This window comes from Candidatus Limimorpha sp. (assembly GCF_056203535.1).
The window spans coordinates 35,737-55,960 of sequence record NZ_JBADWU010000058.1 but is presented as its reverse complement, the minus strand read 5'-3'; the positions used below and the strand labels follow the sequence as shown (position 1 = coordinate 55,960).

Here is a 20,224-nt window from a genome sequence, read left to right as displayed (position 1 = left end):
GTAATATTGAAATTGCTAATGGCTCAAATCATCACATATCCCCAAGGATTAACATGTAAAATAAGAAGTAAGGCATAAATGATTACCAACGTGATAATCAGTCCAATAAAGGTGAATTGAACGCCTTTCCGATTGCGTTTCAAGGCGAGAATCAGCAGCACGCTGAGGGCAATCAAGGTGCTTTCGTACCAAACGGCAATGCCCAATCCAAACATGATGCCCGCGACATAAAACGATGTGCGGTGAACGTTTTCGTGCATGTTTGCCTTGCGCAGCACTTCCTGTCGGAGAACTATGTTGCTGCCGTAAAGCACGAGCGGCAAACCTAAAAACGCACTGATGTTCTCAATAATGCCAAACGATGGCATAATGCAACAAATGGACGGGATGAGGGCGATAAGCCACGCGTTGTTTTTGTCTCCTATTAAATCGCAAATGCGGTAAATCATTGATACCGTGAATAATGAAATCAGTGCGTAGAAGGTGCGGCTGACAAATTGCACTTTCGGCGAACCGCTCAGTCCGATGGCGTTTTTGAGCCATTCCAAAAAGTCGTGAATGAGGCTCGGATGCTGCAATTCCTGATGCGAACCGAAGCCAGGAACGAAAGCCACTGCAATGATTCTGACCGCTATCGCGATGAGCATCAGCGCGGTAAAAGGATGCTCTTTTTTGAATGTCTTTAGTTCGTGAAGCATTTTCGTCTCGTTTTACTCTTTAACGATGCGTTGTACACTTTTCTTGTTTTCAGATGTGATTTCAATGAAATAAATGCCCGATTCGAAAGCCGTCATGTCGATTTCGGCTTCTTTTGTAGCCATTGCTTTTTCCACAAGCACTTTGCCATTCATGTCGAGGAACTTGATTTCATTAATCGGATTTTTAGCGGAAATGTGAATGCTTGAACTGGTCGGATTGGGGTATATTTCGCAGTCTGATGTGTTTTCTGTGGCAGAAAAATAGGTTTGGATGTTAATGTCGGTGATGTTTTCCCCTACCATTGGGTAATTGGTGGAGATGACGCGTACTTTGTAATGCCCGTCTTCAACTTGAGGAATCTGTGCCGTGATGGTGCCGCTTTCATTGGTGGTCACGCGACCCAATTCAATTGGATTGGCGAAGCTGCCGTTGGCATCGGAGAGCTGGGCGATGACTTTGTTGGCTTCGGCGTTCAGGTTATCTGCCGACATGGTTCCGCTGAGGGAAAAACGGATTGTTATGTCGTCGAGTTGCACGAAATTGGTTTTGTTGAGCTGTTCTAATCGTAGCGATGGATTGTATATCAATAGAATATCATCGATGAACATATCATCTTTGTCGCTGCCTTGTCCTGCCAATTCGTTTGTCGTGATGGTAAAAAGAATGTGCTTTATTTCGGTGCCATAACCGTCATTTGCAAAAGGTATGGAGATGCGCTTCCAAACCATGTCGCCTTGTTCCGTAGTGGTTCTGGTGAAGCGGTCCTCTGCTGTTGCAACAAGTTCGTACAATGGTCCTTCACTGCCATTGGCGTAAAATACGTAATCATATTCGCCGTGAATTGCGGCGTGGATGCTGGCGTTTTGGGTGCTGCTTTCGCTGCGGAAACAAACCCAAACGGCCACTGAGTCGGGAATGACGGAAATTTCAGTGTTGAATGTAGGATTCGAACATTGGGAATAATGGTAGTTGTCTGTTCCTGTTGCCGACATGCTGCCGGCATTCATGCGTCCGTTGGTCATGTTGCCGTTGGCCGTGATGCCTAATACTTTTGTGGGATAGATTCTGACGCTCTTGCTGCCATTGGAGCCGGGACGGGTTTGTGACGATTGTTCGATTTGGCTGGATAGAAATCCTGAAAACGAACCGGTTGCGGTGCCTCCGGCGTGCCAATGTACAGGCTCATCGCATGATTCGATGTCGCGTGTGGTCCAGTTTTCAAAACCTCTGTTGTCGAATTGTGTGCCGTATTGCGCGAAAAGGTTTGCGCTGGCGAAACAGAGTAGGGTGATAAGGAAAAACTTTTTACTTGATTTTTGCATGTGATTAAATGTTTGAATTTGACGGCAAAGGTAAAAAATCCTTGCGTTGCTGCAACATATTCTTTTTGATTTGGTGAACAAAAGTAAGTAGATAATCAGAAGCTGTTTTGATTTGGATGAATTATTTTGCTATACGAGTTTTAGGTACAAAGCTTCAATGACAAAAGAGAACGATATTTCGGTAAAAACATTATCTTTGCAAAAATTTTACATTTGTCACATTATTTCAATCGTTTTTATATGAATTCATTACTACAAAATATTGTTCCTGGTTTGATTGCCAATCTGCTTTCCGATGGCGCAAAAGCCGCATTTAAGGCTCTTTTCCCCGAAAACCTTAACAGGGAGATGGAAAAGGCATATAACAATGCTGTTGACCAATGGACAAAGAACGACAAGGAGCGGACTTTGGCGAGCATACAGCAACCGGAAAAGATAAAGCAACTTCAGGACGCTTTTGAGCATCCCGAAAAATGGGGAAAATTACCTGATTCAACAAAGGAACTGCTGCAACTGTTTGAATCCGAATTGAGAAAAGCTGATCTTACCCGTCATTATTTGGACAGCGAACAGCATCGTGCCATAATGAATGTGGATTTGGAGAACGGCTATAAACTTGATAAAATATTGGAGCTTTTGAATGAGTATGTCTCACAGCAAAAAGCACATTTCCTCACCAACACTCCGCCATTTGCTGATGAAACGACGGTCATTCATCGTGAAAAGGATGTCGAAGCAATTGAAGATGAGTTGCAACATCACAATAGCCTTTTGTTGGTAAACGGTTTTGGCGGCATTGGGAAGACTTCGTTGGCGCAGCTGGTTTTCCGCAAAATCCATGAACGTTACGATGAGGTGGCTTGGATTGATTACCAAGGCGATTTGCGCAAAAGCCTCTTGGCCAAAATTCAAATGGATGCTTTGAAATTCTGCAAGGATGATGAGGAACGCATAAGGACCATTATGAATCTTAGGAACGATGGCAAAAGCAAGCTTTTTATCATTGACAATGTGGATAGTGCTCGGAACCAGAATCCGAGAAAAGACCAGTTGCTGGGAGAACTGACAGGTTGGCAGGAAACGACACTTATACTGACTTCGAGATTAGATGAAATCGGGAAGGCATTCAGACGCATTGCAGTGAATGATTTGGATGAGGCGGCTTGCATCGACCTGTTTTACCTTTACTACGGTGAAGATGAAAAACGCGAGAAAAAGGAAACGGTGATTAACTTGGTGAATTTGGTGAGTTGCCATACTTTTTCCGTTGAACTGATAGCCAAAGCCGCAAGGCAAAAGGATTTGGGAAAGTATTATTCTAAATTGGTGGAAAAAGGCGTTGGCTTCAGTAAGCGTGAAATTGAGGCAGACCATGCCCGTGGCGAAAGCCTCACCATTGCCCAGCATTTGAAAGAGCTTTTCGATATGCAGCAACGCACTGAGGACGAAATAAAAGCCTTGAACGACATTGCCGTGTTGCCAACCGATTCCTACAGCCTGGAGGAAATGGAAAGTTGGTTGGGTTACGATGGCGATAACCTTTGGGAGTTGACCAGGGACGGTTGGCTGTCGTACAAGGACGAAAGCTATGCCATGCACCCGATGGTAAAGGAAATCATACGTTTGGATTATGTTGATGGCAAAGCTCCGCAGGGCACGGCAACGCATTTTTTGGATTCCATCAGTGATTATAAAAACGGCTATTTTGACAAAGCTGAAATTTATACCTCAACGCAGCGCAAGATTGCAATTGCCGAAGCTGTTTTGGAGGCAGTGAAAACGGAAGAATCCGATCTGTTTGCCTATATTTATCACAATATTGGTGATGGCCTTAAACAATTGGCCGACTTTGATAAAGCCTTGGTGTATTATGAAAAGTCTTTGAAAATCAAAGAGGAAATCTTAGGCGAGGGACACCCTTCCACCGCCACGATTTACAACAACATCGCGGTCGTGTATGATGCCCAAGGCAATTACGGTGAGGCATTGGAATTCTACCGCAAGGCTCTCGAAATCGTTGAAAAAGTCCTTGGCTTGGAACACCCTTACACCGCCACGACCTACAACAACATCGCGCTCGTGTATAAAGCCCAAGGCAATTACGGCGAGGCATTGGAATTCTTACGTAAGGCACTTGTAATCCGTGAAAAAGTCCTTGGCTTGGAACACCCTGACACCGCCGCGACATACAACAACATCGCGGGCGTGTATCAAGCCCAAGGCAATTACGGCGAGGCGTTGGAATTCTACCGCAAGGCTCTCGAAATCGTTGAAAAAGTCCTTGGCTTGGAACACCCTTACACCGCCACGACCTACAACAACATCGCGCTCGTGTATGAAGCCCAAGGCAATTACGGCGAGGCATTGGAATTCTACCGCAAGGATCTCGAAATCAGTGAAAAAGTCCTTGGCTTGGAACACCCTTACACCGCCGCGACATACAACAACATCGCGCTCGTGTATAATGCCCAAGGCAATTACGGCGAGGCATTGGAATTCTACCGCAAGGCTCTCGAAATCCGTGAAAAAGTCCTTGAACACCCTGACACCGCCACGACCTACAACAACATCGCGGTCGTGTATGAAGCCCAAGGCAATTACGGCGAGGCATTGGAATTCTACCGCAAGGCTCTCGAAATCCGTGAAAAAGTCCTTGGCTTAGAACACCCCGACACCGCCACGACTTACAACAACATCGCGGGCGTGTATTATGCCCAAGGCAATTACGGCGAGGCGTTGGAATTCTACCGTAAGGCTCTCAAAATCGTTGAAAAAGTCCTTGGCTTGGAACACCCTTACACCGCCACGACTTACAACAACATCGCGCTCGTGTATTATGCCCAAGGCAATTACGGCGAGGCATTGGAATTCTACCGTAAGGATCTTGAAATCCGTGAAAAAGTCCTTGGCTTGGAACACCCTGACACCGCCACGACCTACAACAACATCGCGGTCGTGTATGAAGCCCAAGGCAATTACGGCGAGGCGTTGGAATTCTACCGCAAGGCTCTCGAAATCGTTGAAAAAGTCCTTGGCTTGGAACACCCTTACACCACCGCGACATACAACAACATCGCGGGCGTGTATTATGTCCAAGGCAATTACGACGAGGCATTGGAATTCTACCGCAAGGACCTCGAAATCGTTGAAAAAGTCCTTGGCAAGGAACACCCTGACACCGCCACGACTTACAACAACATCGCGGGCGTGTATGAAGCCCAAGGCAATTACGGCGAGGCGTTGGAATTCTACCGCAAGGCTCTCGAAATCGTTGAAAAAGTCCTTGGCTTGGAACACCCTTACACCGCCGCGACATACAACAACATCGCGGGCGTGTATCAAGACCAAGGCAATTACGACGAGGCATTGGAATTCTACCGTAAGGATCTTGAAATCAGTGAAATAGTCCTTGGCAAGGAACACCCTTACACCGCCACGACCTACAACAACATCGCGGGCGTGTATCAAGACCAAGGCAATTACGACAAGGCATTGGAATATTGCCTGAAGGCATTCAAAGTGTATCTTGACAAACTCGAAATGAAGCATCCTAAAACTTCAGCAATTTATGGTAACTTGAAAACAGCTTATTGTGGATCAGGAAAAGAACCAGAAACATTTTGGTCATGGCTTTTGCCGCTGTTGGACGAAAAGCAAAGGGCGGCTGTGTTGGAATGGGTTCAAAATCATAAAGATTGAGGCTTGGCTTTACTGAGTAAGGTGTACTATCACAAGTCAATGTTTTCAGGGTAATGCAGTTTCACAATCTGGAATATAATTGACGTTTAATTGACGATAATTGTCTTCCAATAGTATACTAAGTAGGTGAGCAAAATTAATTTACATATTAGTTCGGTGCTTCGCCCTTCGACAAGCTCATGGAGCGAAGCTCAGTTACCTGATTTGCAGCTCATTGAGCCTGTCGAAATGAGAAGATACTTTTGCAGTTTAATTATGAATGGTTATTAAAAGGACAAATTGTATTTGTTGCCTTTGTTTAATGTGTTTATGAAGCAAAAAAATCCTACATTTGCACGTTAAAAAAGGAAAATCATGTTTACTTGTCCGATACAAATCAGAATGAGCGACTTGGATCCGTTCAATCACGTTAATAACGGTTATCAGCTGAACCTTTACGATTATGGCCGCACTCAGTTTCTCGAAAACGCCATGCAGAAGGAAATCGACTGGCTGACTTTCGACATGGTTCTGGTTCACGTCGATATTGATTTCAAGCAGCCGATTCACATTCACGACAAGATTGTATGTGAGACGGAAGTAGCTGAAATCGGGCGTAGTAGCGTGAAACTGAAACAATGTTTGCGAAACACCGTGACGGGCGAAGTAATGTCGGTTTGCGGCAGCGTTTTGGTTTGCATCGACCGCGAGAAAAACGTGTCGAAGCCTATTTCAGAGGATTTGAAAAAGTTGTTCCGGTAATTTGTAAATGCTTTGTAATGAAACGGTTATTATTGATCATAGTGCTGTTTTTCTGCCTGAATTGTTTCTCGCAGCAGAAGGAAAGCGTCCGTGTCGCTTTTTGGAACATGGAGAATTTCTTCGATCCGTTTGTTGACAGCACGCTGACTTACAACGAGTTTACCGCCGAAGGCTCACAGCATTGGACCAAATCGCGCTTCTACAAGAAACGCAACAACATGTACAAGGCCATTCTTGCCCTTTCTGAAAACAAGCCGATTGGCATTTTCGGCGTTTGCGAGGTGGAAAACGAGTATGTGTTGAACAGCTTATTCAACCAAACTCCACTCAAAAACCACAATTACCGTTTCGTCCATTACGAAGGCCCCGACAAACGCGGCATCGATCCGGCCATCATCTATTCAAAGGATTGGTTTACTTTGGTCGACAGCAAGACCATTCCTTATTATAATCCTGAAGACACAGCCTATCATTCACGCGATATTTTGTATGCGAAATTCATTGATAATAAGGATGATACGCTTCATATTTTTGTCAATCACTGGCCAAGTCGTTACAGCGGTGAGTTGGAAACTGTTGGCTCAAGGGCTTGTTCGGCGGCCATTTTGCGTAGGCAAGCCGATTCAATTAATGCCGTTGCGCCAAAAGGTTATTCTCCGAAAATCATCATGATGGGCGACTTGAACGATTGCCCGACCGACCCAAGCATTTATGATGTTTTGAAAGCAAGGCAACTCTCTGAATACGAGGATGGCAACCTGATAAATCTGATGGCGGGCGACAAAAACTTTGGCTTTGAAGGCACCTTGAAGCATCAGAACGACTGGCAGATTTTCGACCAGATTATCGTGACCCCGCAAGTGCTGAACGATAGGGAAGGCCTTCATTATAAGGAAAATAGCGCCCGAATCTTCTGGACGGATTTCATGCTTGAGGACGACCCGATTTATCACGGAAAGAAACTCATCCGCACCTACATCGGTCCTCGCTATTTCGGCGGTTTCAGCGACCATTTGCCGGTCTATATTGATTTGGTTCGGTGATTTATCGGTTGTCGGTTTTCAGTTTTCAGTAATCAGTTTTCAGTAATCGGTTTTCAGTAATCAGTTGTCGGTTTATTGCAGAATCCATAATTATCATATATTTTGTTAATGGCTAACGGCTAAAAGCCAAAAGCCAAAGTCTAAAAGCTAACAGCTAACGGCTAAAAGCAACGCAAACATCTCCCCAAAATAATCCCCTCCAATTTGCCACCGTTCCCTAATAAACACTACCTTTGCAGCCGCAAACAAGCAATGACATGTGGATCACATTATCCTTAATATCGGCCTTTCTATTAGGCTTTTATGACATTTTTAAAAAGAAGTCGGTCAATGCAAATGCAATTGCTCCAGTGCTGTTTTTCAGTACTTTAGTGAGTGCGCTTATATTCTTGCCTTTCATTTTGTTGTCTCATTATCAGCCGCAGTGGTTTTCCGATGGCTTTCTGACCAATTTTTATGTCGAATCGATTCCTTTTAAAAATCATCTTCTGATTTTGGGAAAGGCTTTTATGATTATGATTTCGTGGGTTTTCAGTTATTCGGCGATGAAGAATCTGCCTATAACCGTGGTTGGCCCAATCAATCAGTTGAGACCGGCTATATCGTTGCTGTTGCTGCTGATGGTGTTTCAGGAACATTTGAGTGTAAATCAGAGGATTGGCGTCGTGTTAGCCATAGTTTCCTTTTATTTGATGAACAAGTCGGGCAAGCGGGAAGGTATCAAGTTCGAGTCGAACAAATGGGTCATCATGCTTCTGCTATCTGCTGTAATTGTGGCAATTAGCGGTATCTACGATAAGTTTTTGTTGAGCAAGCAACACATGGCTCCTGTCACGGTGCAGTCTTGGTACTCCGTTTATCTATTCATATTGATGACGGTGTTCATTTTGTGCGTGTGGTGGAAGCGTCGCAAGGAACATCCGTTCGAGTGGCGTTGGAGCATCGTAGTCATGGCGGTTTTTGTTTCGGTGGCCGACTGCATTTATCTTTCCGGCTTGAGTCAGGAAGCAGCCATCATGGTTATCATTCCGTTGATTCTCAATGGTGTACGCCTTGTTGTTTCGTTTTCATACGGAGCCTTATGTTTCAAGGAAAAAAATATCAGGAGCAAGATTATTCCGCTCCTGATGGTCTTGACGGCATTGGCTTTCCTTTGCGTCTAAGGAAAATAATCATAAGGGTTGCTTAGCCCCGTATCAACGTAGCGCAATGCTTGCACCGATGCTAATGAGCGTGCCGCCTATTACCGCCAGATGGATGCCCTGATGATGGAAGACGCGCCCATCGTGCCGCTTTTTTACGACGAGGTTCTGCGTTTCGTCAACAAGAGAGTAGAGGGGTTGGGAAGTAATCCGATTAACTTGTTAGATTTGAGGAAGGTGAAAGTGGAGAGTGGAAAAGTGGAGAGTTGAAAGTTGAAAGATGTGCGAAGCGTTAGTAGAGACGGCGATTTATCGCGTCTCTGATAGGTGGCAGTCAAACAACAAACATCAATAAAAATGAATAAAAGAGAACAATACAGACTTCAAAACGAACAGTTTCTTGAAGAAATCCGCAAGGAAGAAGGTGTCAAGGAATTAGGTAATGGCGTGCTTTACAAGGTCTTGGCATCGGGCGATGGCCATAACCGTACGCGAGTGAGAAACGAGAGCATCGTTACGGTGCGCTACAAAGGTTCGCTCATCAACGGGAAGGTTTTTGACGATGCTTTTGAGCGTAATTATCCTGAGAGTTTCCGCGTGTATGAACTGATTGGCGGCTTCCAGATGGCCTTGCTGAGCATGCACATCGGCGACCGCTGGATGGTTTACATCCCGGCTGAGATGGGTTATGGCAACCGCAATGCAGGCGAGATTCCCGCCAATTCGACCCTGATTTTCGAGATCCTCTTGATTGCTGCGGCAGGGTAATCTGTTTATCGAAACCGCAGATTTCGCTGATTTATATTGAAAAAAAACTACAAATTATACAGATTAAACGGAATTAGTCAGTAAATTATAAATGTGCCCCCTTCGGCTCTGTTCAGGGTACGGCGCATAAATTCCGCTGATTGACATGGGGTGGAGGTTGGGTATATGTTTATGTTATACAGAAAAAGCCTTGACCGGTTGGCCAAGGCTTTTCCATTTATTCTAATAAACGTAAATTGCACCGATTTATCTCTTCGGTTTACAAATCCTTCAAGCTATCAGTTGCTGCTGTCAAGTTTGAATGAAGTACTGGCTGAAGGGATGATGTTGTTGTACTCCTCGCCAATAACCAATTGTAACGAGCGTTCCTTGATATTATAGACTGCTGAATGGCATGTCCATGCAGACATAGGATTTTTACGAGGATTGGGGAACTTGGAGATGGCGTTGCGTTCAATGTCCTTGCTTATGATGGTCTCCCACAATTTTTGTTTTTCGGTTTCGTCCTTTGGATATTCGTTATAGAGAGGAGCGCCATAAACGTCGTCATAGTTCGGCATGTGTGCAAGAAATTCCGAATACCAGTTCGGGTCTTGCTCGCCATTTGCAAGTGTTGAAGGATCCTTTCCGTCGTACTTGCGTGAATACCTGACCTTTTCAAGTGTCTCAAACATACCTTGAACGCTTGTGGCGTTGCCATAGTTGGCTTCAAGGATGTTGTAGCGTTCCACACCACATGGAACTTTTTGCTCGCTGAGTTCCTTAAGCACGTAGAAATTGGTGATAATCGGCTTGGCAAAGCTTGCTATGGCATTTTCTTCCACCTTTGTCGCTACAACCTTTGCGTGAATAAGTTCGACGAAATAGCTTTCCCTTTCATCGCAAATCATCCAGTGGAAGGAATATTCTCCCAAATAACCATAGATGTTCGCCGCCTTTAGGAGTTCAACGCCCTCCTTGGCCGACGAAGCCTTGTCCAGGATATAGCGTACGACATTTGCGCAATGCAGCGTAAAGGCTGTCGGAGAATCATTTGTGCCATTGACTGTTTCCTGAATGTCGTCAGCGAAATGCACCACCAATGAGACGCATGAGACGCCGCAGTCGTTGACACCGTCAAAGCAGTTGTTTGAAATGTCGTTGACAAGCATCTGTGACAGCCATCCCTCCAGAGGCGCATGTTTCACCATATTTGAATTGCAAATGCCGATGGATGCATGACGGTCTTTGCTGGCAGGGATGCGCACAACGAACTCTGGTTTTTCGGAGCATTCCCAGTCGAGGTTACGGCCTACGAGGTCGCCGTTACGTATGCCGGTACACACACCATGCCATGTTGAAAGTCCATTAAATTCATCTCCAACGGAATACGGATTGAAAATGTAACTTGTATAGAAGTCGCTGTTTGTCACCTCAAAGAGATAGTCGTTGATTTTCGTGACAGGGATTTGTTGGAAGTTGTATTCCTCAATTTCTTCGGCGGAGAATTTCTCCATGTCGTCCTTGCGACAAGATGAAATGTATGCCACTACTATAAGTAGGGCGAGCGTAAACAATACTTTTTTCATAGTTGTAATTATTATTGGTGTTTCTATTTAAAATCTTTCTTCAAGTCGATGGTGAAGGCCTCTGACATGTCGTTGTGTACATTGAAGAGCACGGTGCGCTGGTTGGCATTATAAACGGCGGAATAATTGGTCAATTTACCTGGATACTCGATGGCGTAGGTGCCTTCCTGCAAGCATTTGAGTGCTTCGAATTCGCTCATGACAGGTCTGTATGAATTCATCATGTGCCCGACGCGGACTTTGGCACTGAATGCGTATTGCCATTTATCCTGCATATATGTATTGGTCGCTTCCAGATTGCAATAATAATTCTCCATACTGTTGTATTCAAAAGGAATGACAAGGGAAGTGCTTCCCAATATCGCCCTGCGCTCATCTGCCCGCAAGACATAGAGTGAGTCGTTCCAATACTCGAAGACGGCATAGTCGCCGGTGGCGTCGGCTATGAGCAGATGTCCGTTCATGATATAATTAAGGTGAGTGAAGTCGAAATCGTTACGCAGCATGTCTTCGACATCACGTACCGTGGCGCAGCGTGTGATCACCATATAGTACAAAGACGGATAGATCAGTTGTGGCAGCGAATAGTTGCCGCTCTTGTTCTCTACGGTGATATGTGGCTGCGTACTCGTTGAGTCGTAATCGTCAGGTCTCTGCATCGGAGGCAGCTGCAACATGCAATAGCACAGGCCTTGGTCGTTCATTCCGCCCAGGTCGGCGATATGCTGGGTGAGAAGGTAAGAAAGATCCGTTTTTCCGTCCATCAGGCATCCATCGTTCAGATATTCAGGCGCCACTCTGACTCCGTTGTAAATGGTGCTTGACAACGACACAAAGCCATATTTGCCAGGTCTGGGCTGCTGGTAAAGTGCTATGATGCTTCCACCTGCGCCATCCATATTTTGACAGAGAAGGTTGTCGTTCTTCTCATTCTTACATACGAAAGAGGAACAAACCAAGGGGTCATCCATAGGAATCGGGTCAGCGTGTTCATGATACAGCAAGTCCAAATAATCGGTATAAAACATTTTTTCGCCTTCCAAGGCGGCATCAGACGTGTAGCGGGCGCTACCAGTCTTGCAAAGTGCCTCCATAGGAAAATCTGCCAAATAGTCCATGTAGAACAAACGGTTTTTCGACACATGGGTGAGCGATTCCAAGGTCTCTTTGGACTTTGCCAGCTTATAGTTGTTAACATTCATCGGGTTGGGCGACTTTTCCGTATGGGAACGCAATTCCGTGATGACAGTTCCTTCAATTACGTTTGTGTCGTCTGACTTTCTACAGCCTGCCAATGCGATGGCAAAAACGCTGATAATCATAAAATAAATTCTTTTCATGAATTGATTAGATGGGTCCTATTTGTTTGACTTCACCGCCCGAGCCAGCAGAACCCATTATCTGGCTTTGACGATGCGAGACCTATACGTCTCATATTAGGTTGCGAAAATACAATAATTTTTGGTTGCTTGTTATAATCTTGCTGAAATCTATTTGATAGCCATTTTCTGCATCATCACGCCCTGTGTGTTTCGTGTCTGAATGAAATAATATCCGGCAGGAAAATCGCTGAGGTCTATCTGCAATTGGTTGCCATTGGCTTCCGATGTGAACATCATTTGTCCGATGCTGTTGAAGATTGTGACTTGCTGTATGTCTTCGCATTGGATGGTGACGGCATCGATGGCTGGATTTGGAAATACTGAGATTCGGTTGTAGTTGTTTTCATCCACATCGGTCGGGTCGGACACAAGGACGATCTCTTCGCAGCTCATGGCAAAATGCGTGAAATCGCTTTCTTCACCGTCGTATATAACGCGCAGATTGTATTCATGATCGATGTGGTCTGGGGCGACATCAGTATAGGAGTTGGTATCGCCAGGGACGATGTCGTACGACTCGCCGTCGCGGATGATAAGCGTTCCGATGATTCCTGCTGCTGAGGTTCCATTGTTGCTGAATTCCACATCATCCACATTGAGGTAAAACTGGTCGGTGCAGTTGAAATGGCGGATGGCGATATATACTTCTTGGCCGGCATAAGCGCTGAGATCAACGGTGTATTGATACCAGGTGCCGTTGCGGCTGTCTTTGGCAGAAAGTGTCCATTCATGTAACATGGTGAAATCGGCGGGATTAGTCTGGCTCTCTGAAGAAACGGCAACTCCGAAATGCTCAAATGGGTAGCTAGCATCTTGTGCGCAAGCCCAAAAGCTGAATGCGGAACTTTCGGCAACATGAACTTTATGAGTGACGATGTAATTGTCGGGATGCAGTGCACCAACACCAATCATGTTGCTGAAACTCTCTGAGCAAATCATGTCTTCGCCAGTGTGAGGGAAGAATGTGTATTGTGGGGCTGGCATGAACACTGAGGCGAGGTACCACCAGTGGTTGTCGCCATCGGCATCGATGAGTCCCCAATTCTGCGGAATGCCGCTTTCGAAACTTTCAAAGAAACTGTCGTCCTGAGGCGATTGTGGCAGTTCCCAGTTGAGCACGATGTCGTCGCCTTGCCATCCGCCTTGTGGGACGCTGACGAAGCCTTCGTAATGTTCGCATGAGGAATAAATCCAGTCAAAACTGGAAAAGTTGCCAATGGTGCCGTCAAAGATAGAAGCTACCATGATGTTGTGTCTTTCACCATCTTGGAAATCATTCACTTGGTGTTGAAAGTAGTGCTTTTCAATCTCGAATTCCTGTTGGTTGTCGATGCGGACCATATAGCCGTCGGCATTTTCAAGTTCGTCCCATTGCGCCCAGCCTGTGGCTGAAACGTAAAGGTTTTCAATGTTCTGAGCCTTCATCGTGCCGAAGGCAAAGACGAGGATAAGGAAAAGTGTGGTTGCAATCTTTCTCATGATGTATGATTTATAAATTGTCTTATTGTCATTCAACGCTTATGCGTCTCACACAAGTGCCATTATTATTGGAAATGCGGACGATGAAGATGCCGTTGCCAAACTGTGTCAGGTCGAGTGTCATGCTGTCGCTGTTGGAAGCAGCATCGTAAAACATCTGTCCAAGTATGTTTGATATTGTGACATGCTGCAAGTTATTGGCTTCAATGGTTATATTGCCTTTTGTCGGGTTGGGGTAGACTTTGGCATCAACGCTGTTTTCGGCAACGTCGGAAAACTTCACTTCAACGGTAACAGCGGCTTGTGCTTCGCAGCCTTCTTCGTTGTAGCCTGTCACGGTGTAGGTGGTCGTTTGGGTAGGCGAAACGGTGATGGATGCCGTTGTTTCGCCTGTCGACCAAAGGTAAGTGTCAGCGCCGTTGGCAGTCAAGGTGGTGCTTTCGCCAAAATTGATTTGTGTGCTGCCTGAAATCGTGACTTCCATTGAAGAAGGATTGAAAGTCAGGTTCAGACCGACGATGCTGTCGCAGAAAGCAGTCTCGTAAGCCGTTGTGTAATAGCCTGGTTCTGTGAGAATCGTGCCATTGAAATTGTAGGTACTGCCGCAAGTGATGAGGTCAATCACGTTGAGCGGCGAACAACTTTCGTAAGCGCCTATTTCAATGCGTCCGTTTTGGATGCGGAAATTGCCGAAAAGGTCGTTTTCGCCTAAACCTGTGGTGTTTAGTTTGCCGGCATTGAGGCAGATGCTGCGTGGCATGAGGCTCCAGTCGGCATCGTGATATTCGGCGCCTGCGCCTTCGGTGGGTTGTGCGAAACGGACGAAATTTTCTGGCGTTTCGCCTTTGTTTTCAGCGGACAAAATTATCATGTTTTCGCCTTCATAATTGCCTTGAACGGCGCAATAGTCGGCTTTCATTTCACCGACAATCTGATTGTCAGTGCCGTTGGCTTTGTTGCCCCAAACGATGCAGTTCGTGTATTTGCTGTAACGGTTTTCGCTGAAAATGCCGCCCGACGATTCAAGGGCGTCGTTCATCACGAAATTGCAGTTTGTGACCGTCATTTTGCCTCGGGCATACATGCCGGCGCCGTTTTTAGCGGTGTTATTGCTGACGATGCAGCCTTTCAAAGTGGGTTCGGCATTGTTGTATATATACAAGCCTCCACCTTTGGTGGAAGCCGTGTTGTTGCAAATGATGCAGTTGGAGAAAACGGTTCCGTAACGGTCGCATATACCAGCACCTATGGAAGTGGTGTTGTTGGTGATGGTGCAGTTCGAAATGATTACTTTGCTATTGCCTGAAGCCGCATTGATGTAGATGCCACCGCCGTAAATGTCAGCGTGATTGTTGTCGATGATGCAATTGGAAAGGGTGACATAATCGTTGAGATAAACGCCTGCTCCTGATCCCGTTGCGCCATTGGTGATGGTGAAACCGTCCCAAACGGCGGCTGTTCCTGCATTGAAAGCGGATGCTTGGTTCAAGACGCGTTTCGCGCTCTGGCCATCAAGGATGGAAGCGTTGTTGACGAAATCGCGTTGCGAGAGGTCGTAGTCAGGGGCTTCGTCACCGTTGAAACTGCCGTAGATGCGATTGCCGTAGGTGATGCTGAAGGCATTTTCGGGGTCGGTGTCATCACCGTAATAGATGCCTTTCTTGACCCAGATTCTTACTCCGTTGATGCTGCGGGCGTTGGCGAAATGCAATTCCGATGTGGCATTTTCCCAAGAGGAACCGTCGCCTTGTCCGTCGGGGCTGACATAAATGATGCCGTTTTCGTCGCTGTTGATGACCATCGGCCTGATGTTGACGACCATAGTCTGGTTGTTGGTCCAACCGTTCACATCATAAAGCGAATAATAGCCGTTGCTGTAGCCGCTCCAGCCCCAGTTGAAATGGTAGTAGTCGCTGGCATTGTAGCCATCGAGGACAAAGGCGTGGCCTGTGCTGCTGTTGGTGCCGGAATAATAAATGGGACGTGCATTGTCGAGTTCGTTACGCACCATGTCGCGCCATTCTTCGAACTCGTATTTCGAGCGCTCTCTGTAGGTTGCGCTGCAATAACCGAAATAACTGCGCAAGGCGGTTTCCACATCTTTCGACTGTGCACCGCTGCCGCTCGGGCTGTAGTCCATGTTGACGCTCACGCCGCAATGGTACATCAGCGTGGCAATGGCATCGTTGTGCGAAAAGATTTCGTCGGGCATGTTGTCCCAATCGTAGGTAGTTTCACCAAAATTGGCGCTTTGCTGGCCGTAACTGCCATGATTGTAGGAGTGTGTGCCATAGCCTTGCTTGGGGTGGTTGTGGTATTTCATCACCTGAGCCATGGCGCACGCCACGCAGCCGGCATACACGCGGTTGCAAGGCCCGCCCCAGGCCGTCGGGCAATATTCGTTGTAGTAGCAGTCCTGGTTCCAAAGTGTATGAACCAACGGATTGACACCTCTTTTATTAATAAGAAGTCTACCATTCTCAAAATCGTTCCATTGTTGCTTGATGAAATCGGGCGTCAGTTCGGGATGTTCATCGGCATAACGGCTCATTTCCTCATATTGCTCCATCCACCATTTGATGTTTTCGGGCGCATCTTCAAGGCTCGGAAATATGGAATTGTCGGAATAGGCGAGGATAGGAGGAAGGTTTTTGCTGTTGGAGGTTATGATGAAACCTTGATTGTCGATGTTGTAAATTGAAAATGTGTTGTTTTCAATAGCCTGAATTTCATTTGCTTGCAGTTGCAAATTGCTTTTTGCGAAGGCTTGAACTGATTGCTTGTTGTCGGTTTTGTTTTGTGCCTGAATGGAAATGGCTGCCAAAACCAGAAAAAGAAGTAAAAATGTCCGTTTCATTAGTGTCGTGATTTTGTGCTGCAAATGTAGTTTAAAATCTGACTTGAAAACGTTTACGTAATGAAAAAAGTTGTACTTTTGCAGCCGTTTTCAAAACAGGTATACCTATTATGATTAATATAACATTTCCTGACAAGAGCGTCAGACAGTACGAAGCAGGCGTTTCGCCATTGGACATCGCTAAGAGCATTAGCGAAGGCTTGGCTCGCAACGTGTTGGCAGCCAGCGTGAATGGTAAGAAATGGGACGCAACCCGCGCCATCAACGAAGATGCTGAAATCCAACTCTTTACTTGGGATGACCCTGAAGGCAAAGCCGCTATGTGGCACTCATCAGCCCACTTGATGGCTGCTGCCATCGAGCAATTATATAAAGGTGTGAAATTCGGCATCGGCCCTTCAATCGATAACGGTTTCTATTATGACATTGATACTGGCGACATCACTTTGACTGAAGCCGACCTCGTCAACATTGAAAAGAAGATGCTTGAACTGGCACGCCAGAAGCAGACCTTTGAACGCATTGACGTTACAAAGGAAGAGGCTTTGAAGCATTTCTCCGACAAAGGCGACGAATATAAGGTGGAACTGATTTCCGAATTGGAAGACGGCACCATCACCTATTATAAGAATGGCGATTTCACCGACCTTTGCCGTGGACCACATATTCCGAACACGAGTTTTATTAAGGCCGTGAAGCTGACTTCACTCGCTGGCGCATATTGGCGTGGCGATGAAAAGCGCAAGCAGTTGACCCGTGTCTACGGTATCACTTTCCCGAAGCAGAAGGAATTGGATGAATATCTTGTCCTCCTTGAAGAGGCCAAGAAACGCGACCACCGTAAGCTGGGCCGTGAGCTGGAACTCTTTATGTTCAACGAATTGGTGGGTAAAGGTCTTCCGATTTGGTTGCCAAAAGGTACTGCATTGCGTCTGCGTCTGCAGGATTATCTGACTAAGATTCAGCAGGATTATGGTTACGAACAGGTCATTACTCCACATATCGGTGGCAAACAGCTTTATGTGACATCAGGTCACTGGGAGCACTACGGCGCCGACAGTTTCCGCCCAATCACCACTCCTGAAGAAGGCGAAGAATACTTGCTGAAGCCGATGAACTGCCCTCACCACTGCCAAATCTTCAAGTGGAAGCCGCGTTCATACAAGGACATGCCGGTCCGTATCGCTGAATTCGGTACCGTGTACCGTTACGAACAGAGCGGCGAATTGCACGGCTTGACCCGCGTGCGTTCATTCACTCAGGACGATGCTCACATTTTCTGCCGTCCCGACCAGGTGAAAGACGAGTTCATCCGCGTGATGGAAATCATCGAAATCATCTTCAAGGCTCTTGATTTCAAGAACTTTGAAGCTCAAATATCGCTCCGTGACCCTAACAACCATGAAAAATACGTAGGCACTGACGAAAACTGGGCAAAGGCTGAAGCCGCTATCCAGGAAGCATGTCAGGAAAAAGGTCTGCCGGCACACGTCGAATACGGTGAAGCTGCTTTCTATGGCCCGAAGCTCGACTTCATGGTGAAGGATGCCATCGGACGTAAATGGCAGTTGGGCACCATTCAGGTCGACTACAACCTGCCTGAACGTTTCGATTTGACCTACATCGGCGCTGACAACGAAAAGCACCGTCCGGTCATGATTCACAGAGCACCATTCGGTTCCATGGAGCGTTTCGTGGCTGTCTTGTTAGAGCATTGCGCAGGCGAATTTCCGCTTTGGCTGGCTCCAGATCAGCTGATAATCCTCCCTGTGAGCGAAAAATACATGAATTTTGCACAAAATTTGCAATCGTATCTGAAAAAGTCCGATATTCGCGCCCTCATTGATGAGAGAAACGAAAAGATCGGTCGTAAGATCCGCGATGCCGAAATGAAGAAATATCCTTACATGGTCATCGTCGGTGAAAAGGAAGAAGCCGAAAATTCGGTTTCGGTCCGCCGTCACGGTCAGGTCGATCTCGGCTCGATGAGCGTCGAAGACTTTGCAGCTATGATTAACAAGCAAGTTGAGGACGAAAGAAATAAGAGATAAAAAGTTGATAGTCGGAAAGCGTTAAAGTTGAAAGTATAAAAGTTAGGAATTAGGAGTTAGGAGTTAGGGGTATTTAGTTCGTTGAGATTGTCGAAACGGTGAACGAAGTGGAAATATTTGAACTTTTGAACAATTTTGAACTTTTAAACTGAATACTTAGCACGACAGAAGACTGACAACAAAAGTATAACTAAATTATAGGAGATTACTACCATAGCACAGATTCCACCAAAAGGAAAACCTTCGCAGAAGCCAGCTAAAGGCAAGGACGAAGATCAGCATCGGGTGAACGAAGAAATCAAGGCCCCGATGGTCAGGTTAGTAGGTGAGGGCGTTGAAACCAACATCTATCCAATCAAAGAGGCTTTGAGGATTGTCGAAGAACTCGGCGTTGACTTAGTCGAGATTTCTCCAGACTCCAATCCTCCGGTCTGTAAGGCAATGGACTACAAGAAGTTCATTTTCGACCAGAAGAAAAAGCAGAAGGAACTCAAGGCCAAGGCCACAAAGGTCGTGGTGAAGGAAATCCATCTCACGGGTCAGACCGATGATCACGATTTCGAGTTCAAACTGAACCATGCCAAGCGTTTCCTGCAAGAGGGCGCAAAGGTGAAAGTCCAGGTGTTCTTCAAGGGACGTTCCATCGTCTACAAGGAGCAGGGTGAAATCATGATGCTGAAGTTTGCGCAGGCACTTGAGGAATTCGGAAAGGTCGAATCGATGCCGAAACTTGAAGGAAAGCGCATGCTGATGATGATAGCTCCTAAAACGACAAAGAAATAACTCATTTTTAACCGATTTAAAATATTTGTAAAATGCCTAAAATGAAGTCAAAATCCGGCGCTAAGAAACGTTTCCAATTGACAGGCTCCGGTAAACTGAAAAGAAAGCATGCTTATCATGGCCACATTCTGACCAAGAAGAGCCAGAAGAGAAAACGTAACTTGGATCACACCGCTATCGTTGAAAGCGCTGATGAAAAGAACGTAAAAGCAATGCTTCAACTGTAATTAATTAAATGTTTAACTTTGTCTCAGCAGAAAAGTTCTCGAAAAGGGCGAGGCGCTGGACGAAAAAAATTGAAAAATGACAAGATCAGTCAATGCAGTAGCTTCAAGAGCTAGACGCAAGAAAATCCTGAAAAAGACCAAAGGTCAGTTCGGTACAAGAAAGAATGTCTGGACTGTGGCGAAGAACTCTTACGAAAAGGGTCAAACTTACGCTTATCGCGACAGAAAGAACAAGAAACGCGAATTCCGCAGCCTGTGGATCGTCCGTATCAATGCAGCCATCCGTGAATATGGCATGTCTTACAGCGTGTTCATGGACAAGCTCAACAAGAGCGGCATCGAAATCAACCGCAAGGTTCTCGCCGACCTGGCTCTGAACAATCCGGAAGCTTTCAAGGCTATCGTCGAAAAGATTCAGTAATCTTACCTCGGCAAAGCGTTATTGTCTTAACGATAACAACAA

The 20,224-nt window shown here is 46.0% G+C and carries 16 protein-coding genes; 10 read left to right on the top strand and 6 right to left on the bottom strand.

The features are described from left to right. Positions 1 to 23: 23 nt before the first annotated feature. The gene (locus AC06MN_RS07045) at positions 24 to 698 is read right to left on the bottom strand and encodes a hypothetical protein (protein ID WP_475671649.1); all 675 of its coding nucleotides are present in this window, start codon (positions 696 to 698) and stop codon (positions 24 to 26) included. A gap of 12 nt (positions 699 to 710) precedes the next feature. Then, on the bottom strand, positions 711 to 2,021 hold the full coding sequence (locus tag AC06MN_RS07040; protein ID WP_475671648.1) for a T9SS type A sorting domain-containing protein: 1,311 nt from the start codon (positions 2,019 to 2,021) through the stop codon (positions 711 to 713). Positions 2,022 to 2,261: 240 nt separating this feature from the next. Between AC06MN_RS07040 and AC06MN_RS07035 the strand changes: the two genes are divergently transcribed. The 6 genes from AC06MN_RS07035 to AC06MN_RS07010 all read left to right on the top strand — a co-directional run bounded on the left by AC06MN_RS07035 (position 2,262) and on the right by AC06MN_RS07010 (position 9,414). Next, on the top strand, positions 2,262 to 5,720 hold the full coding sequence (locus AC06MN_RS07035; protein ID WP_475671647.1) for a tetratricopeptide repeat protein: 3,459 nt from the start codon (positions 2,262 to 2,264) through the stop codon (positions 5,718 to 5,720). 354 nt (positions 5,721 to 6,074) lie between these two features. After that, positions 6,075 to 6,461, top strand: a complete 387-nt coding sequence (locus AC06MN_RS07030; RefSeq protein WP_475671646.1) for an acyl-CoA thioesterase — start codon at positions 6,075 to 6,077, stop codon at positions 6,459 to 6,461. Between the two features lie 17 nt (positions 6,462 to 6,478). Beyond that, positions 6,479 to 7,504, top strand: coding sequence for an endonuclease/exonuclease/phosphatase family protein (locus AC06MN_RS07025; RefSeq protein ID WP_475671645.1), 1,026 nt, complete (start codon positions 6,479 to 6,481; stop codon positions 7,502 to 7,504). A gap of 257 nt (positions 7,505 to 7,761) precedes the next feature. Continuing rightward, on the top strand, positions 7,762 to 8,667 hold the full coding sequence (locus tag AC06MN_RS07020) for an EamA family transporter (RefSeq protein WP_475671644.1): 906 nt from the start codon (positions 7,762 to 7,764) through the stop codon (positions 8,665 to 8,667). 90 nt (positions 8,668 to 8,757) lie between these two features. Continuing rightward, the gene (locus AC06MN_RS07015; RefSeq protein WP_475671643.1) at positions 8,758 to 8,916 is read left to right on the top strand and encodes a hypothetical protein; all 159 of its coding nucleotides are present in this window, start codon (positions 8,758 to 8,760) and stop codon (positions 8,914 to 8,916) included. An 87-nt stretch (positions 8,917 to 9,003) separates the two neighbouring features. Beyond that, on the top strand, positions 9,004 to 9,414 hold the full coding sequence (locus AC06MN_RS07010; RefSeq protein ID WP_475671642.1) for an FKBP-type peptidyl-prolyl cis-trans isomerase: 411 nt from the start codon (positions 9,004 to 9,006) through the stop codon (positions 9,412 to 9,414). Between the two features lie 278 nt (positions 9,415 to 9,692). Here the strand turns inward: AC06MN_RS07010 and AC06MN_RS07005 are convergent, their stop codons facing one another. The 4 genes from AC06MN_RS07005 to AC06MN_RS06990 form a co-directional block, all read right to left on the bottom strand. Then, positions 9,693 to 10,982 (bottom strand): linear amide C-N hydrolase, encoded by a 1,290-nt coding sequence (locus AC06MN_RS07005; RefSeq protein ID WP_475671641.1) that lies wholly within the window; start codon positions 10,980 to 10,982, stop codon positions 9,693 to 9,695. A 23-nt stretch (positions 10,983 to 11,005) separates the two neighbouring features. Beyond that, complete coding sequence (locus AC06MN_RS07000; RefSeq protein ID WP_475671640.1) at positions 11,006 to 12,304, bottom strand: C45 family peptidase; 1,299 nt, start codon at positions 12,302 to 12,304, stop codon at positions 11,006 to 11,008. Positions 12,305 to 12,472: 168 nt separating this feature from the next. After that, positions 12,473 to 13,843 (bottom strand): choice-of-anchor J domain-containing protein, encoded by a 1,371-nt coding sequence (locus AC06MN_RS06995; RefSeq protein ID WP_475671639.1) that lies wholly within the window; start codon positions 13,841 to 13,843, stop codon positions 12,473 to 12,475. A 28-nt stretch (positions 13,844 to 13,871) separates the two neighbouring features. Then, positions 13,872 to 16,700, bottom strand: coding sequence for a C10 family peptidase (locus tag AC06MN_RS06990; protein ID WP_475671638.1), 2,829 nt, complete (start codon positions 16,698 to 16,700; stop codon positions 13,872 to 13,874). 110 nt (positions 16,701 to 16,810) lie between these two features. Here AC06MN_RS06990 and thrS point away from each other — a divergent pair, with 110 nt between their 5' ends. From thrS to rplT, 4 genes are all read left to right on the top strand, one after another. Then, positions 16,811 to 18,751 (top strand): threonine--tRNA ligase, encoded by a 1,941-nt coding sequence (thrS, locus tag AC06MN_RS06985; RefSeq protein ID WP_475671637.1) that lies wholly within the window; start codon positions 16,811 to 16,813, stop codon positions 18,749 to 18,751. Positions 18,752 to 18,973: 222 nt separating this feature from the next. Then, positions 18,974 to 19,534, top strand: a complete 561-nt coding sequence (gene infC, locus AC06MN_RS06980; RefSeq protein ID WP_475671692.1) for a translation initiation factor IF-3 — start codon at positions 18,974 to 18,976, stop codon at positions 19,532 to 19,534. A gap of 32 nt (positions 19,535 to 19,566) precedes the next feature. After that, positions 19,567 to 19,761, top strand: coding sequence for a 50S ribosomal protein L35 (gene rpmI, locus AC06MN_RS06975; protein WP_475671636.1), 195 nt, complete (start codon positions 19,567 to 19,569; stop codon positions 19,759 to 19,761). A gap of 76 nt (positions 19,762 to 19,837) precedes the next feature. After that, on the top strand, positions 19,838 to 20,182 hold the full coding sequence (gene rplT / locus AC06MN_RS06970) for a 50S ribosomal protein L20 (protein WP_475671635.1): 345 nt from the start codon (positions 19,838 to 19,840) through the stop codon (positions 20,180 to 20,182). The last annotated feature ends 42 nt before the right edge of the window (positions 20,183 to 20,224 follow it).

Coding starts and splice junctions, on each gene's coding strand:
- AC06MN_RS07045 (WP_475671649.1), bottom strand. CDS start 698: ATGCTTCACGAACTAAAGACATTCAAAAAAGAGCATCCTTTTACCGCG.
- AC06MN_RS07040 (WP_475671648.1), bottom strand. CDS start 2,021: ATGCAAAAATCAAGTAAAAAGTTTTTCCTTATCACCCTACTCTGTTTC.
- AC06MN_RS07035 (WP_475671647.1), top strand. CDS start 2,262: ATGAATTCATTACTACAAAATATTGTTCCTGGTTTGATTGCCAATCTG.
- AC06MN_RS07030 (WP_475671646.1), top strand. CDS start 6,075: ATGTTTACTTGTCCGATACAAATCAGAATGAGCGACTTGGATCCGTTC.
- AC06MN_RS07025 (WP_475671645.1), top strand. CDS start 6,479: ATGAAACGGTTATTATTGATCATAGTGCTGTTTTTCTGCCTGAATTGT.
- AC06MN_RS07020 (WP_475671644.1), top strand. CDS start 7,762: ATGTGGATCACATTATCCTTAATATCGGCCTTTCTATTAGGCTTTTAT.
- AC06MN_RS07015 (WP_475671643.1), top strand. CDS start 8,758: ATGGATGCCCTGATGATGGAAGACGCGCCCATCGTGCCGCTTTTTTAC.
- AC06MN_RS07010 (WP_475671642.1), top strand. CDS start 9,004: ATGAATAAAAGAGAACAATACAGACTTCAAAACGAACAGTTTCTTGAA.
- AC06MN_RS07005 (WP_475671641.1), bottom strand. CDS start 10,982: ATGAAAAAAGTATTGTTTACGCTCGCCCTACTTATAGTAGTGGCATAC.
- AC06MN_RS07000 (WP_475671640.1), bottom strand. CDS start 12,304: ATGATTATCAGCGTTTTTGCCATCGCATTGGCAGGCTGTAGAAAGTCA.
- AC06MN_RS06995 (WP_475671639.1), bottom strand. CDS start 13,843: ATGAGAAAGATTGCAACCACACTTTTCCTTATCCTCGTCTTTGCCTTC.
- AC06MN_RS06990 (WP_475671638.1), bottom strand. CDS start 16,700: ATGAAACGGACATTTTTACTTCTTTTTCTGGTTTTGGCAGCCATTTCC.
- thrS (WP_475671637.1), top strand. CDS start 16,811: ATGATTAATATAACATTTCCTGACAAGAGCGTCAGACAGTACGAAGCA.
- rpmI (WP_475671636.1), top strand. CDS start 19,567: ATGCCTAAAATGAAGTCAAAATCCGGCGCTAAGAAACGTTTCCAATTG.
- rplT (WP_475671635.1), top strand. CDS start 19,838: ATGACAAGATCAGTCAATGCAGTAGCTTCAAGAGCTAGACGCAAGAAA.